At 61.3% G+C, this 13026-nt stretch carries 16 protein-coding genes; 9 read left to right on the forward strand and 7 right to left on the reverse strand.

Going from position 1 to position 13026, the window contains the following annotated elements:
- The first annotated feature begins 1 nt into the window (after nucleotide 1).
- The 5 genes from F3089_RS10135 (at nucleotide 2) to F3089_RS10155 (ending at nucleotide 3589) form a co-directional block, all read left to right on the forward strand.
- Nucleotides 2–844, forward strand: coding sequence for a fructosamine kinase family protein (locus tag F3089_RS10135; protein WP_151440695.1), 843 nt, complete (start codon nucleotides 2–4; stop codon nucleotides 842–844).
- Nucleotides 845–998: 154 nt separating this feature from the next.
- Entirely contained in the window at nucleotides 999–1559 is a 561-nt protein-coding gene (locus F3089_RS10140) for a DUF6795 domain-containing protein (protein ID WP_151440696.1), read from the forward strand.
- 37 nt (nucleotides 1560–1596) lie between these two features.
- Entirely contained in the window at nucleotides 1597–2772 is a 1176-nt protein-coding gene (locus tag F3089_RS10145) for a lipase family protein (protein ID WP_225741733.1), read from the forward strand.
- A gap of 90 nt (nucleotides 2773–2862) precedes the next feature.
- Nucleotides 2863–3174 carry a type II toxin-antitoxin system HigB family toxin gene (locus F3089_RS10150; protein WP_151440697.1) on the forward strand — a complete coding sequence of 104 codons (312 nt, stop codon included), beginning with the start codon at nucleotides 2863–2865 and terminating at the stop codon, nucleotides 3172–3174.
- A gap of 1 nt (nucleotide 3175) precedes the next feature.
- A complete protein-coding gene (locus tag F3089_RS10155; protein ID WP_151440698.1) occupies nucleotides 3176–3589 on the forward strand; it encodes a helix-turn-helix domain-containing protein in 414 nt (137 codons plus the stop codon).
- Here F3089_RS10155 and F3089_RS10160 read toward each other — a convergent pair.
- From F3089_RS10160 to F3089_RS10175, 4 genes are read right to left on the reverse strand one after another with little or no spacing between them, the layout of a single operon-like run.
- A complete protein-coding gene (locus F3089_RS10160; protein WP_151440699.1) occupies nucleotides 3586–4530 on the reverse strand; it encodes an NADP-dependent oxidoreductase in 945 nt (314 codons plus the stop codon). The genes F3089_RS10155 and F3089_RS10160 overlap by 4 nt on opposite strands.
- Before the next feature lie 18 nt (nucleotides 4531–4548).
- Nucleotides 4549–4992, reverse strand: a complete 444-nt coding sequence (locus tag F3089_RS10165; RefSeq protein WP_095616383.1) for an acyl-CoA thioesterase — start codon at nucleotides 4990–4992, stop codon at nucleotides 4549–4551.
- Nucleotides 4985–6082: an SMP-30/gluconolactonase/LRE family protein gene (locus F3089_RS10170; protein ID WP_151440700.1), complete on the reverse strand. Its 1098-nt coding sequence runs from the start codon at nucleotides 6080–6082 to the stop codon at nucleotides 4985–4987. The genes F3089_RS10165 and F3089_RS10170 overlap by 8 nt, the downstream gene beginning before the upstream one ends.
- Before the next feature lie 21 nt (nucleotides 6083–6103).
- Nucleotides 6104–6883: an alpha/beta fold hydrolase gene (locus tag F3089_RS10175; RefSeq protein ID WP_286202762.1), complete on the reverse strand. Its 780-nt coding sequence runs from the start codon at nucleotides 6881–6883 to the stop codon at nucleotides 6104–6106.
- 105 nt (nucleotides 6884–6988) lie between these two features.
- On the opposite strand from F3089_RS10175, the gene F3089_RS10180 reads away from it, so the two are divergent.
- Both F3089_RS10180 and F3089_RS10185 read left to right on the forward strand, forming a co-directional pair.
- The gene (locus tag F3089_RS10180) at nucleotides 6989–7438 is read left to right on the forward strand and encodes a PilZ domain-containing protein (RefSeq protein ID WP_151440701.1); all 450 of its coding nucleotides are present in this window, start codon (nucleotides 6989–6991) and stop codon (nucleotides 7436–7438) included.
- A gap of 224 nt (nucleotides 7439–7662) precedes the next feature.
- Nucleotides 7663–8697, forward strand: coding sequence for an AraC family transcriptional regulator (locus tag F3089_RS10185; protein ID WP_151440702.1), 1035 nt, complete (start codon nucleotides 7663–7665; stop codon nucleotides 8695–8697).
- Here the strand turns inward: F3089_RS10185 and F3089_RS10190 are convergent.
- Nucleotides 8694–9479 (reverse strand): lysophospholipid acyltransferase family protein, encoded by a 786-nt coding sequence (locus F3089_RS10190; RefSeq protein ID WP_151440703.1) that lies wholly within the window; start codon nucleotides 9477–9479, stop codon nucleotides 8694–8696. The genes F3089_RS10185 and F3089_RS10190 overlap by 4 nt on opposite strands.
- 2 nt (nucleotides 9480–9481) lie before the next feature.
- Entirely contained in the window at nucleotides 9482–9841 is a 360-nt protein-coding gene (locus tag F3089_RS10195) for a DUF1499 domain-containing protein (protein ID WP_151440704.1), read from the reverse strand.
- Nucleotides 9842–9920: 79 nt separating this feature from the next.
- Between F3089_RS10195 and F3089_RS10200 the strand changes: the two genes are divergently transcribed.
- Together F3089_RS10200 and F3089_RS10205 are read left to right on the forward strand one after the other, a co-directional pair.
- On the forward strand, nucleotides 9921–11108 hold the full coding sequence (locus F3089_RS10200; protein WP_151440705.1) for a M24 family metallopeptidase: 1188 nt from the start codon (nucleotides 9921–9923) through the stop codon (nucleotides 11106–11108).
- Entirely contained in the window at nucleotides 11105–12382 is a 1278-nt protein-coding gene (locus F3089_RS10205) for a D-amino acid dehydrogenase (RefSeq protein WP_151440706.1), read from the forward strand. Before F3089_RS10200 ends, F3089_RS10205 begins: the two co-directional genes overlap by 4 nt.
- Here the strand turns inward: F3089_RS10205 and F3089_RS10210 are convergent.
- A complete protein-coding gene (locus F3089_RS10210) occupies nucleotides 12339–13010 on the reverse strand; it encodes a class I SAM-dependent methyltransferase (protein ID WP_192497334.1) in 672 nt (223 codons plus the stop codon). The two genes, F3089_RS10205 and F3089_RS10210, sit on opposite strands and share 44 nt — an antisense overlap.
- Between the last annotated feature and the right edge of the window lie 16 nt (nucleotides 13011–13026).

The raw sequence follows: 13026 nt of genomic DNA on the forward strand, positions 1-13026 counted from the left end.
CATGGCCCGTGTTCCGGAAGCCCTCACAATGCAGCTGGATACGCCTGTTGCCACGGCGCAACCGATCGGCGGCGGCAGTATCAACGAGGCGGCCCGGCTGACCCTGGAGGATGGCCGGACCCTTTTCCTCAAGACCCACCCCTCGCCTCCGGCCGGCTTCTTCGAAGCGGAAGCAGCCGGCCTGCGGGCGCTGGCCGCAGGCAATGCGGTACGCATACCCGCCGTCATTGCGGTTGCGGAAGAAGGCCTGATCCTGGAATGGCTTGATGGCCGCCCCGGCGGGGACTTCGCCCGCCAGCTTGGGGAGCAACTGGCAAAGCTGCACAGCACCACCGCCAATGAGTTCGGTTTTGAGCGCGACAACTTCTGCGGCCTGACACCCCAGCCCAACCCCCGCATGCGCGACGGCTTCCGGTTCTTCGCCGAGGCCCGGCTGCTGCACCAGGGGCGGATGGCGCGGGACAGCGGCCGTCTCGGCCATGGCGACATTCAGCAGCTGGAATGGCTCGCCGGCCGCCTCGACCGCTGGATTCCGGAGCAGCCCGCCAGTCTGATCCACGGCGATCTATGGTCCGGCAACATCCATTGCGGCCCAGCGGGCGAGCCGGTCCTGATCGACCCGGCCACCCACTATGGCTGGGCCGAGGCGGATCTGGCCATGACCACGATGTTCGGCAGCCAGCCACGCGCCTTCTACGAGGCCTACCTCGCCAACAGCGCTGTCGAGCGGGACTGGGAGGACCGAGCACCGCTTTACAACCTCTACCACGAGCTGAACCACCTGAACCTGTTCGGAGGACCCTGGGCCGGTGGCGTGCGGCAGACCCTGAAGCGATTCACCTGACCCAGTCTGTGAAACGCCTCTCACGAGGCCTCACCTGGCCGGCTTGACGCTCCGGCGCGTGCTGGCATAATTCAACTGTTTCAAAGACAGGATGTCAGCCACAGGACACGGAAATGGTCAGCGCACCCGCTATTGCCTCAACCAGCCTGCTCCAATGCGCGCCGACGACGGTGAACGGCGCATGACGCACCGTAGAACCGTCGCATCATGGTGCAAGCTCAGTCTGATCCCACTACTGGTGGCTGCCAGCTACTTTCTGTATTCCAGCGAGGTCATGGCCGATATGTTCGGATGGTTCAAACGTTACGACGTGCATCTTTCGCCGGAGGTGAGGGGGCAACTTAAAGACAAGGGAAAACCGCTTAAAGGCGCCCTGATTACAAGGGAGGTCCATTACGGTAAGTCCTATATCGATAGGACTCGTACAGACTCTGAGGGTAATTTCTCTTTCTCGCCACGGAGCATTCGTTCGTCGTTACCCTCACGGCCTTTGACTGAAGCAAGAGTAATACAGCTTATCCACGCCCAAGTTCGTGGTGAATCCTATATTCTGTGGCAGGCCGCAACAGAAGATATCGTGACCCCAAAAGCGTTTCGTAAACACTTGAACCGCCTGAGCTGCGATATCTCCAATCCGGACAAAACTCACCATCTTCATAACCACGAACACCCACAGTTCGATCATAACGTTGGCAGTATCTGTCGCTGGGAATAAATCAGGACGATTAATTCAAGTTTGAAGAAGGATCTTCATGATGGAAACGCTATCGCCAAAAATAGCAGCAGAATGCGCTGACGCCGTATACAGCGTCTTTTCTCCTGAATCGATGGGGAGTATCCCTATGCCAACCTCACCTCAGCTGGGACGCCAATTCTCTTTCAAGGGTGGAGCAGCCCCGGTCATGGGAGAGACCGGTGGGATTTTTGGGCTTTACACTCAGACAACTGGCTTCGCAGTTATAGGCGAAGGGCTGGAGCGGCACCATAATTCGACGCTGATAGCAATCCGTGGCAGCAGCTCGATTGCGGACTACCTCACCGATTTTGATGTGGGCATCGCGACCGGAATTAATAATCAGAGCGTGCATTCAGGCTTTGAAGAAGCTTTTGCAAGTATGCGGCCCGCGTTTCATGACAGACTTTCTAAACGACTAACACAGGCTCGTGCCGATCACACTGTTCACTGCGTGGGTCACAGTCTCGGCGGTGCACTCGCTTCCATGACTGCGGATTGGCTAAAGTCGGAATTCCCTGTGAAAGTGAATTTGTACACCTTTGGCGCACCTCGTGTAGGACTGAAAGGCTATGCAACAAAAAACACGAACCAGGTTGACGCGCACTTCCGTTGCACGCATGGCGCCGACCCCGTGCCGTTAGCCCCTGTTTGGCCCTTCATTCATGCCCCTACTGAAGGCCCTAGTGAATACAGACTTGATAGTGCGGAAGGCATCAATTTCTCTGCTCACAGAATGGGACACAAGGGAACACCTGGCTACCGAAATACGGCCAGCGCTGATGACTGGGGAGAACTTAAACGCCAATCCATCCGCTTCCTTAATCAACCTGTCCGGCTACGCTATGAGGATCGACTCCAAGCTTCATTCACCAATTACTGGTCAGAAAAACTTAACGCTGCGCTGATCACACTTCTCAAAGACGCAGGGTACTACTCCGCTATCGCTACCCAGGCTACCGTAACTTCTGCCCTGACGTTTTACGACCGGCTGGCACGCTCACTGGAAAAAATCGCGGAGGCATCAGCCGACTTCGCTGAGCAGACTGCAGGACTTCTGGGCCACATGCTGGTATTCGCCGGGAAAGTTGCGGTGACCGTGACCAAGCTCACCTATCAATTCATCCGGTGGGTATTTGAAACCACCATCGGAGCACTGAACCGTTGCGTCAAAAAAGCACTGGAAACGCTTTAGGGTAACCCTGTCCTGCCTACAGGCAGATCAATGATGTTTCCATATTGTCAACAATCCGAGATAAAGGTATTGTGCCATGGAGGGCAGAACTTGCATGTGATCTCAAGGCGCCCGTTCAAGGAAGCTGCGGAGCGCTACCCTGACGACGCCGAGGCGATTCTCAGGACATATCGACTTCTCCGAGCGGGCAGCTTCAAAAGCCCGGAAGAAATGAAGTGCCTGTTTCCGTCATTGGATAATCTCAAATATCGAAAAGGCTGGTGGGTCATCGATATTGGCGGCAACAACCTGAGACTGATCGCATTCATCAGCTTTCAGGATCAGCGCCTCTTCGTTAAACACATCGTCACACATGCGGAATATGACAGGCTCTGCCGCCACTATGCACGGGGAGGTCATTGAAATGGCATTCAGTCAGGTTAAGGAAAAAGCCAGCGCGCTGTTCAGTGAGGCACCGTTTATCGGCAGCATCCACAGCAATGAGGAATACGAGCAGGCACTGGCCCTGGTGGATGAACTGATTGAGGATTATCCGCTTTACCGTCCACTGATTGAAATGCTGTCAGCCTCCATTGAGCGGTGGGAAAACTCTGCCCCTGAATTCACGGATTTCAACCGGCGCTTAGAGCATGTGGATCCTGGTGTTGCCACCCTGAAAAGTCTTATAGAGCAGCACGGGCTGACCATGAATGACTTCCCGGAGATCGGGTCAAAATCACTGGTCTCCCGTGTCCTCTCCGGCGAGCGACAACTGACCCGCCAGCACATCAGGGCTTTAACCCGGCGGTTCAATATCAACGCGGAGCTGTTTTTCTAGGGCTGCAACACCAGCTTCCCCCGCACATGCCCATCCTCCTGCCGGCGATGGGCAGCAGCCGCATCACCGAGGGGGAAGGCGGCGGCGATATGGAGTTCCGCGTCACGGCGGTTAAGCAGTGCCAGGATCTCCTCGAGCTGGTCGGTATCCGGCTCAACCACGTAACCCGCCGCCTGGATGCCTTTCTCGGAAGCAAGGTCCTTGATGGCCTGGGCCGTCACCGTGGGAACGGTGACAAGCTTACCGTGTTCCCCGAGGGTGCTGAGCGCGGCCTTGCCGGCCTCGCCGCCCACCAGGTCGAGGACGGCGTCCAATCCATAGCAGACGTCATGGACGTCTTCCTGTTCATAATTGATGACGTCGTCAGCGCCCAACTGGTGGAGGAAATCCTCGTTGGCACCGGAGCCCGTGGTTACCACATGAGCCCCATGCTGAGCGGCAAACTGCACGGCAAAATGACCTACACCTCCGGCACCCCCAAGAATCAGAAGCTTCTGGCCGGGCTGAAGCCCAAGATGGCTGAACAGGCCCTGCCAGGCGGTGAGGGCGGCCAGGGGGACGGCTCCGATTTCTTCCAGTTTCAGCCCCTCCGGCGCCCGGCAGAGTTCGTCGGCGCGCACCAGGGTCTGCTCCGCGTAACCGCCACCGGCCCGAGGGAACCCGGTCATGCCAACAACCGGGTCACCCTTTTGCCAGCCATCAACACCGGCGCCCACCGCATCAATGGTGCCAGCCACTTCAAAGCCCGGCACCCAGGGCAGATGATCACGTATGGCATTGGCCACGAATCCCTGGCCAGAGCGGGTCTTGAAATCGATGGGATTGACCCCGGCACTGGCTACGCGCACACGCACCTGGCCCTCGCCGGGCTGAGGCAGCGCCGCTTCACGCAGTTCAAGGACGCCGGCATCACCGAATTCGGGAATGACGATCTGGCGCATGGCATATCCTCCAGGAGGTTACTGATCGTGGCTGGCCTTCTTTAACAGCTCGGCCATGGGCTCCGGAATCCGTGCCGGCCGCTGGGTCGCGGTATCAATACAGACATGGCGGGACTCCGCTTCCACCAGCGTCCGGCCATCACTGGGCCGGACCAGCTGGAACTGACGCCCGGAACGCAGCTTGCCGTCGAATTCGGTCAGCCAGGTTCCAAGGATCAGGTCATCATCGGCCAGCGCCGCGGCTTTGTAATCAATTTCGGTGCGCACAATCGCCATAGCGCGGCCAAGCTCTTCCTGCAGCTCCCAGGTCAGGCCCACGGACTCAATGTGCGCCCAGCTGATCTCTTCCATCCACTGCAGATAGACGGTGTTGTTGGCGTGCCCGAGGCGATCCACGTCCTGTTCAGAAACCCTGATGTTCATCGTGAACGGATCGGCCATCCGCCAGTGCCAGTCACTCATCCGGTTGCTCCCTCAGGGCTTTCATCGCCCGATCGTAATCCAGTCGACCAATGCGGTCATTGTAGAGTGAACCAAAATAGAGCGCACCGTCTCGCGCTTTCACCGAGGTTAACATCTGCACACGCTCCCCCGTCGGGTCATGCAGACTGCCCAGCATCTTTCCCTGCTGATCGAAAGCCAGTACCAGACCGTAGGGCTCGGGGCTCGGCTGCAGGAATTCCGGCAGCTTGGCCACCTGCTCCTTGAGCCAGGGACTCGGGTGGAAGGCGTCCATCTGTGGGTTGCGCCTGGTGGGCAGGGCCACCCAGATGATGCCGTTGTGATCCGCGGAGAGGTTATCCGGGAAGCCCGGTAGATTCCGGGCAAAAACCTCACTGGTACCCGCTTTCCCGCCTTCAAGCCAATACTGCTGGATGCGGTAGCGCCAGGTTTCATTGACCAGTACCGAATGCTCGTCCTCGGTCAGCGCCACCCCGTTGGCGAAGTGGAGGTCGTCCATCAGTGTTTCGGTTTCGCCGGTCTCCGGGTCGTAACGGAGCAGGCGCCCGTGCGGGCGGCTCTCGAGCATATCCAGGCGGTAGTCCGGCTGATGGAAGCGGCTGCTGGCGTCCGAGAAGTAGATGCGCCCGTCCGAGGCAATGGCCAGGTCATCGGTGAAAGCAAAGGGGGTGCCTTCGGATCCAGTGGTCAGCACCTCAACAGTGCCATCCGGGGCGACCGACAGCAGCCCCTTCCAGGCGTCTGCAACGATCAGGTTCCCGTCATCGTCGAACTCCATGCCCAGGGGACGACCGCCGGTATCCGCGAAGGTCTCCACCTCGCCTTCCGGTGTCACGCGGATGATCCGCCCATCCTGCAGGCCGCCATAGACATTGCCCTCGCCATCCACCTCAGTGTCCTCCGGGCCTTCGATCTCACCCTTGGCAAGCACATCAGCGTCCTGCAGTGCTTCATTCGGTTTCGCTGGTCCTTCCAGTCCCGGCGCCTCCGGCGGCTCCCAGGCGGCGGAATCCACTGGAGAAGGCCAAAGGAAAAAGAGACCAAGGAACAGCAGAATGAGGACCAGGAGTGTGAGCAGGATTTTTTTCATTGTTATTCCGACTTGCTGGTTTCAGTTGTCTTCGGCCAGGAAGCGCTGGCAGATGCGGGCAAACAGCTCGGGTTTTTCCGCGTGGAGCCAGTGCCCAACCTCGGGAATCACTTTCAGTTCAGCCCGTGGAAAATAGCGCTGAACAGCGTCCTGGTGGCGGCTCTGGATATAGTCCGAATTGCCACCGCGAATGAAAAGGGTCGGGCCCTCATAGGTGCCCTCCGTCGTCGGGCCAGCCATGATCTGTTCGTAGCAGGCCAGGATTCCCGGCACATTCATCCGCCACCGGAACCCGCCGTCCGCCGGCACCAGATTGGTCAGCAGAAACTGCCGCACGCCTTTCTCACCGATGTATTCCGCCAGCACCCCATCGGCTTCACGGCGGGATTTCACGGCGGCCGGATCCAGCGCCTCAAGTGCATCCTGAATGGCGTCATGGTGGGGCGCATAGGCCACCGGCGCAATGTCGGCAACGATCAGGCGCCGAACCCGCTCCGGCGCCATCAGTGCCATTTCCATGGCGGTCTTGCCGCCCATGGAATGGCCCAGAAGATGGGCTGTCTCCAACCCTGCCCGATCCATGTAGGCCAGCACGTCCGCTGCCATTTCGGGGTAGCTCATGCTGCGTGTATGCGGTGATTCACCGTGGTTGCGCAGGTCCAGGCTGTGCACCTCGAATTCCGGCGCCAGGCGTCGACGCACACCGCCCAGGGTATCGCCGGCGCCGAAGAGGCCATGCATGAGTATCAGGGGCGGGCCATCACCCTTGACGCCCGCATTGAGTTCCACCGTGTCTGTCAAAGCTGTTTCTCCGTGCCATAGCGCTCACCCGCCACTGGCGAAGAGCGGGCGACGGGCTTAGACTCGTAACATCAAGCAGTGTAAGCCTAAACGGAACCTGACCCCATGGCCACAGCAGCACCCCTTCACGATGAACGCCGCCACCTGCAGCGTTTCCCCGCCGCGGAACTGGAAGTCCGGTTGAAGCCAGGGCGCAGCCGCTTCAGGCGTGGAGAAGTCGTCGAAGCCGCCGATTTCACACGCGAGGGTGTCGCCATCATCACGTCCCGGAAACTGCGCATGGGGCAGAAGGTACTGGTGGATCTGACTCTGCGCCTGGACCGGAGCGAACTCCACCAGAACCGCCTGGTTGCGGTGGTCACAAACGTGCGCGCTGAAGGGGAACAGCACCGTTACGGTCTGAAATTCGACTTCCGGGCCAATGCCACGATGCGTGCCCTGGAGACCCAGGCCCGCCTGGGGCGCATGGAGGGGATTCTGGAGCGCATACAAAAAATGAAGGCCCGTCACCGCAGCGGTGAGGACCTCATCAGAACCTATTCAGGTCAGGGGTAAGAGCGGACCCCTCAGTTGAACGCGGGGATCTCGCTCAGATAATCGGACAGAGCCTTGAGATTGGCTTTTTCTTCTTCAGTGTGCGGAACACAGATTTCGAGGTTGGTATCCATATCCATGACGCGACTCCTTGGGTTTGTCAGGATTTCAGGTATTATCCTACGTCGCAATGCCTGAGCCGGCTTGACGCACCCGCTCAACCTTTTGACAGGTGGTAACAGTCGATGACAGACAGTCCCACGGTGAGCGCTTCCGGCACTCTTGCTCTCACCCACTACCTGACCAGCCGGGGATTCGCTTCGCAGGACCACATTGACGGCATTCTTGGGATCTCGTCAGAGGAACTTGAGGATCCCGACTGCCGTGTTGCTGTGCACAGCCATAATCAGCTGTGGCAGGAGGCACTCCTTCTGACCGGGGACCCGGCACTGGGATTGCGGCTGGGTGAGATTGTGGACCCGGACCGCATGGGGTTGATGAGCCACATCGTGTTCAACAGCGACACCATTGAACACGCGCTGGAGGAATACATGCGGCTTCACCGGCTCGTGAATGAGGCGGTGCACCTCTACCAGACCCGGGAGGGCGACCGGATAAGGGTCACCTGGCATGTGCCCGACCCGGCGCTGTACTGCACTCCGGACATGGACCGCACCCTGTCCGCTGCGGTCACCCGTGCGCGCCACTTCATCCATCCCAGGCTGGCCATCGAGCAGCTGAGCCTGGCTCACGAGGACCCCGGCTACCGGGCCCACTACGAGCGGATCTTCCAGTGCCCGGTCACCTTCGGCACCGGTGAGACCAGCCTGTGTTTTCCGGCCCGCTACCTGGATTCGCCGCTGCCCCACCGCAACCCCTATGTGCATTCTGCCCTGACCACACACGTCAACCGGCTGCTGCGCCAGTTGCGCCCGCGCAAGACCGTTTCGGAACGGGTCCGGCGGATCGTCCAGAAACAGCTTCCGCGCACACCGGACGTGGACCGGGTGGCCTCGGCCATGCACATGAGCCGCCAGACGCTTTACCGCAAGCTGAAGAAAGAGGGCGAGAGCTTCCAGAACCTGGCGGAGACGGTGCGGCGGGAACGGGCACTGCAGTATGTGGCTGAGGGCGAATACGGGCTGACGGAAGTGGCGTTCCTGCTGGGATTCTCGGAGCTGAGTGCCTTCAGCCGGGCCTTCAAGCGCTGGACCGGGGAAAGCCCTGGCCACTACCGGGCACGGCACCGCGAAGAGCGCGCCTCAACGATGGCGGACTAATCCTCGCCGAACTGCAACACCAGATGATTCACCAGGCGCTGCAGACGCGCCCGGGCATGGCGCGCATTCAACGCGACCTGCTGCGCCGATGCCGATTCCTCCAGATCCCCGGGTGACAGATCCGGCCAATACAGCTCACAGGCAAGCCCCAGTTTGGGAATGCGTCCGCCCAGCAACCAGGGCAGGCTCACCACACCACTCTGGTTCACAGCACGGCGCAGGTGTTCGGGCAGACGCTCTATCAGGAAGCGGGCTGAAGCCGGAATGGGAATCGGCCGCCCCAGCCTTTCAGTACCACTGTGAGCCAGCAGCAGTACCGGCGCCTCCGCCCTCACAGCCGCTTCTATGAAGCGCTGGCTGCGGAACGGCTGTATGTCGATGCCGTTGCCGACATTACTGTATTCGCCTTCCGGCATGATGCAGCAGTCATTGAAGGTGCCGTTGCTCAGCTTGGCAACAACATCCTCGACCCCGGAATCCGCGGAGGTCTGCACCAGGCGCTCCAACAGAGGACCGACACCGGGCACCCGGTAGAACCCCCTCCAGGTCACTCCGAACGGCACCCTGTCACCTCCGCCGTGGCGCACCATGCTTCGCACTAGCGCTGCCAGTGCGGGCGCTGGGCCGAGTACGGGGCCATGATTCATGATGATCATCAGTCGGGGATGCGTCTGGAGGATGCCGGCCAGTTCGTCCATGCCGACACCATCCGCTTCTTCGCGGTAGAACAGCGGCGCCAGCCGATCGGCGATCGGGAGGAGGTCCTGGTAGGTGTGCGCCATGGCTACCTCTTCTTCAGCTCACTGCGCACGGTTTCCAGCCGCCGCCGGTTCACGCCGAAATCCGAATAGCCGAGCCGTGAGGCCGAACGCACCTGGATCACGCCCTGCTCCGGGTCACGGACAAAATCCAGATCATCCACGAACCGCAGCACCCGGGTGCGGGCCTCGGCGCGGATGGTCTCCGCCGTCTGCTCCACGATCCGTACGCCCCCCAGGGCCTCCAGCACGCCAGGCAGCCGCTCCCATGTGCCTTCATCCCCCGGCAGGGGCTCTATGTACTGCTTCCCCCGGCCCTGGCTGGAAACACAATTGGGCTTGCGCGGACACGGCCTGAGTTGCGGACTTCCTGCATCAGTACTCATACGGACTCCATTCTGGACGACAGGGTCGGGGTAAATCTGCTTCACTTGCGTAAAGGTCAGACATTACCAGAGGCCAGCCATGGATCACACCGCGTACCTTGAGGCACTGCGAAGCACAGCAGCAGGCACTGAACAGAGCTTCGACGCCGAAGAATTCCGGGCACGCCGCCAGCGGGTGGCCAGCGCCATGCGCGAGGCCGGCCTTGAGGCACTGCTGGTGACCAATCCAGGCGAGATCAACTACCTCACCGGTTACCGGACCTTTGAGGTCTCGGTCCATGCGGCACTGGTCTTCCGCCCGGAGCGCTGCTTCCTCCAGGTGCCCTCCATTGAAACCGGCCCCGCTGCGGCGACGGCCCTGGTGGACGAGGTGGATGGATACCGGTGGGAGTCCGTCCAGTCCGTGATCGGCCCCCTGGTAGACCAGCTCCGGGACTGCCGCGCCATCGGCATCAACCAGTGGGGCAACGGCCTGCGCCCCGGCGTGCTGGACGCCCTTCGGGCCCAGTTGCCCGATACGGCCTTCCATGAATCCAGCGCCGTGCTGGACCGCGTCCGGCGCGTCAAGACAGCAGCAGAGCTGGAACGTCTGCACGAGAGCGCACGCATGACCATGGCCGGCCTGGAGGCCGCCATGGCCGTGATCGAACCGGGCGTGGACGAGAACACCATTGCGGCGGAAGGCGCCCGCGCCATGCTGGCCGCCGGCAGCGAGTTCATGAGCCTGCAGCCCATTGTGGTCAGCGGGCCACGCAGCAGCGTGATCCACCTCAACCATCAGAGTCGGGTTATCAAGAAGAACGAATCCGTCTTCCTCGAATTCGGAGCCGTGCGCCACCGCTACACCGCGCCGCAGATGCGTACAGCCGTTGCGGGGCAGGCATCGGACCGGATGAAACGGCTCAACGATGTCTGCCACCGTCTTCACGACACGCTGGTCTCGGAGATGCGTCCGGGGCAGCGCTTTACAGACGCGGCAACAGCCGCCAATCGGGTCCTGGCGGAAGTTGCGGACGAGGTCTTTTTCTCCGGTGTCTTCGGCTACACCGTGGGGGCGCAGTTCCCTCCGAGCTGGGTCGAGGGGACCGGCTTCATCGCCGAGGGCGAGGAATCCCCGTTCGAGCCGGGCATGGTCTTCCACCTGCCCCTGTGCCTGCGGGCACCGGGTGAGTTCGGAATCGGTATGAGCAACACGGTCGTCGTAGGTGATAACGGGGCCACTCCCATCACCTGTAACGACTGGCAGCTGCGGGAGCCATCCTCATGAGAGCACTTGTCGTCGGCGCCGGCATTGTCGGTTTAACCACCGCCCGGATGCTGGCCCGCAGAGGGTATTCAGTGACGGTGGTCGAAGCGCACGAGGGCCCGGGCATGGAGACAAGCTATGCCAATGCCGGCCAGCGCTCCTACGGCCACGTCTCCCCCTGGGCGGCACCGGATCTGATCGGCGTGGGCCTTAAGGGCCTGGTGCGTCGGCAGGGCCCGCTGAAGATGCACATGCCGCCAGCACCGAGAACGATCAGCTTTCTCTTCCAGACGCTGCGCTACGCCTGGGAGAGCGGCCGCTATGACGCCAGCAACCGCGCCATGCTCCAGCTTGGCCAGGTCAGCCGTAATGCGTTCCACGCGATTGACGAGGAACTGCCGGAAGGCTTTGATGGCCATCATGAGGGACTGCTGGAAATCAGCCGCGACCCGGTGGAATACGCCGGTCTGCAGACCAAGGCCCGAGCTTTGGCGGAACAGAGCATCGAGCATGAGTGGCTGGACGCCGACTCGGTCCACCGCCAGGAACCCGCACTGGCGGCAACGGGGCACCTGCAGCCATCCCTGCTGATCAACGGTGACGGCACCGGTGACTCCCGGCGCCTTTCACAGCTTCTCATGATGCAATGCCGGGAAGCGGGGGTCCGGTTCTTCTTCGGCACCAGCGTGACGCAGTGGGAACATAACGGTGATGCCCTGGAAGGCGCACACGTTTCCGACGGCAACAGGAGCTGGCTTGAGGCGGCTGATGCGACCGTTGTCTGTGCCGGCTGCGCCTCGCGCGAGCTCGTCCGGCCACTGGGCCTGAAACTTCCTGTCTACCCGGTCAAGGGCTACTCTCTAACGGCGCCGCTGGACAATCCTGACAAAGCGCCCCGTTCCACGGTCGTGGATCTGGACAACAAGGTTGCCATCACCCGTCTCGGAGACCGGATGCGGATCACCGGGTTCGCGGAGCTGGCCGGCTTCAACCGCCGGATACCGGAATCACGACTGCAGGTACTTCAGGAAGCCATCAACGAGCGCTTCCCTGGCGCAGCGGATTTCAATCATGCGGAGCCCTGGACCGGCTTCCGGCCCATGCTGCCTGATGGCCCGCCGGCCCTCGGCGCCGGCCCCTTACAGAACCTGTGGCTCAATACGGGCCATGGAACCTTTGGGTGGACCCTCTCGGCAGGAAGCGCGGAGCTGCTGGGCATGATGATGCACTCCGAGCCGACGCCCATTGATGTCAGCGCTTTTGACCCGTGCCGCTTCGGGGGCTCTCGCCGCTGACAGCCAGCCCGGTATCCCCTTCAATCACCGGTTGCACCAACGGCAGGGGGATATCCGGATGACGACGGACCTCGACGCCGCTCATATCAAAGCCGGCACGCTCAAAAACCCGACGGGTATCCCGGTTGATATTGCAGCCACAGGCAAGCGGTCTCCAGAGGGGGTTGAAACGCTGCTGCCAGCGGGCCAAGCCCGGCTCGCTGGCGGCCACATGTTCGAAGAACAGCAGCCGGCCGCCCGGCTTCAGCACCCGCGCCATCTCAAGCGCGGCCCGGTCCGCCTCCGGGATGGTGCAGAACACCAGGAACGCCACCACGGTATCGAACCGGTTGTCCTCAAAGGGCATGGACTCAGCCCCTGCGTGAACCAGCTCCACCGGTGGTTCCCCAGAGCGTAACTCAACGCGCTCCCGGCATTCGCGCAGGAGGACCTCCGAGGGCTCCAGGCCCACAATCCGTTCCACGGCTGGTCCGTAATGGCTCAGGCTGAGCCCGGAACCGATGCCGATCTCCAGCACTTCCCCCGACGCCTGGCTGAGCAGCTCCCGGCGGACATCCGCCAGCGTCCGCTCGGCCAGTTTCAGAACGGGCGAAAAGACGTGTCGTTCGTAAAATCCAGCCAATGACACAGCGCCAGCCTCCCGG

It is taken from the genome of Halospina sp. K52047b (assembly GCF_008709855.1).
GTDB lineage: Bacteria > Pseudomonadota > Gammaproteobacteria > Pseudomonadales > Oleiphilaceae > Halospina > Halospina utahensis_B.

Coding starts and splice junctions, on each gene's coding strand:
- F3089_RS10195 (WP_151440704.1), bottom strand. CDS start 9,841: ATGAGTACTGATGCAGGAAGTCCGCAACTCAGGCCGTGTCCGCGCAAG.
- F3089_RS10160 (WP_151440699.1), bottom strand. CDS start 4,530: ATGCGCCAGATCGTCATTCCCGAATTCGGTGATGCCGGCGTCCTTGAA.
- F3089_RS10155 (WP_151440698.1), top strand. CDS start 3,176: ATGGCATTCAGTCAGGTTAAGGAAAAAGCCAGCGCGCTGTTCAGTGAG.
- F3089_RS10205 (WP_151440706.1), top strand. CDS start 11,105: ATGAGAGCACTTGTCGTCGGCGCCGGCATTGTCGGTTTAACCACCGCC.
- F3089_RS10185 (WP_151440702.1), top strand. CDS start 7,663: ATGACAGACAGTCCCACGGTGAGCGCTTCCGGCACTCTTGCTCTCACC.
- F3089_RS10165 (WP_095616383.1), bottom strand. CDS start 4,992: ATGAGTGACTGGCACTGGCGGATGGCCGATCCGTTCACGATGAACATC.
- F3089_RS10140 (WP_151440696.1), top strand. CDS start 999: ATGCGCGCCGACGACGGTGAACGGCGCATGACGCACCGTAGAACCGTC.
- F3089_RS10190 (WP_151440703.1), bottom strand. CDS start 9,479: ATGGCGCACACCTACCAGGACCTCCTCCCGATCGCCGATCGGCTGGCG.
- F3089_RS10135 (WP_151440695.1), top strand. CDS start 2: ATGGCCCGTGTTCCGGAAGCCCTCACAATGCAGCTGGATACGCCTGTT.
- F3089_RS10170 (WP_151440700.1), bottom strand. CDS start 6,082: ATGAAAAAAATCCTGCTCACACTCCTGGTCCTCATTCTGCTGTTCCTT.
- F3089_RS10200 (WP_151440705.1), top strand. CDS start 9,921: ATGGATCACACCGCGTACCTTGAGGCACTGCGAAGCACAGCAGCAGGC.
- F3089_RS10180 (WP_151440701.1), top strand. CDS start 6,989: ATGGCCACAGCAGCACCCCTTCACGATGAACGCCGCCACCTGCAGCGT.
- F3089_RS10145 (WP_225741733.1), top strand. CDS start 1,597: ATGATGGAAACGCTATCGCCAAAAATAGCAGCAGAATGCGCTGACGCC.